This is a genomic window from Streptomyces sp. URMC 126 (genome assembly GCF_051386555.1).
GTDB lineage: Bacteria > Actinomycetota > Actinomycetes > Streptomycetales > Streptomycetaceae > Streptomyces.
On record NZ_JBPQTX010001050.1, the window covers coordinates 1 to 257 of the forward strand.

Annotated in this window: 1 protein-coding gene; it reads right to left on the reverse strand. The window is 76.3% G+C overall.

Annotated elements, in window-relative coordinates; all coding sequences use genetic code 11:
• The coding region (locus tag ACSNOK_RS35050) for a DUF3459 domain-containing protein (RefSeq protein ID WP_436784741.1) at positions 1-257 on the reverse strand (257 nt) is incomplete at both ends.

Genomic DNA, 257 nt, shown 5'->3' on the forward strand with positions numbered 1-257 from the left:
GGGGCGGGCACGGGCGAGGTGCCGAAGTTGACCGCGCAGACCAGCCCGTCGCCGCGTTCGAAGGCCAGGACCTGCGGCGGCGCGTCCAGCCAGCGCAGCGTCCCCTCGCCGAGCTGGGGCAGGTCGCGCCGCAACTGGAGTCCGTCGCGGTACAGGTGCCAGAACGAGCGGGTGTCGGCCAGCGCCCGGTCGGTGGCGTGCTCGGCGAACCACTCGGGCTGCGGCAGCCACGGGCGGGCCTCCTCCGCGCCCGAGGT